Origin of the sequence: Acetobacter sp. DsW_063, assembly GCF_002153745.1 — a bacterium.
Lineage (GTDB): Bacteria > Pseudomonadota > Alphaproteobacteria > Acetobacterales > Acetobacteraceae > Acetobacter.
On the sequence record NZ_JOPL01000142.1, the window covers coordinates 1 to 235 of the forward strand.

Below are 235 nucleotides of genomic sequence, written 5' to 3' on the forward strand. Positions count from 1 at the left end.
CAAAAAGCTGGGCACTTCGCTCCGTCATTCAAGGCATAACAGGCCCTAATCTCGAGGTGCTTTTGGATAAGGGGTCCGGAGATTGGCGCGAGAATATAGCTACCTGACGCTTGCGGATCGGCGGACGATCGCCCTTCTGAAGGATCAGAAACTCGGGGTGCGCGAGATCGCGCGGCGTCTGGGCCGTCACCACAGCACGATTTCACGAGAATTATGCCGCAATGCGCATCGCAGC

1 pseudogene is annotated in these 235 nt (G+C 57.4%); it reads left to right on the forward strand.

The window, feature by feature from the left end:
• Positions 1 to 100: 100 nt before the first annotated feature.
• A pseudogene (locus HK28_RS13335) lies at positions 101 to 235 on the forward strand (helix-turn-helix domain-containing protein); the annotation flags it as partial.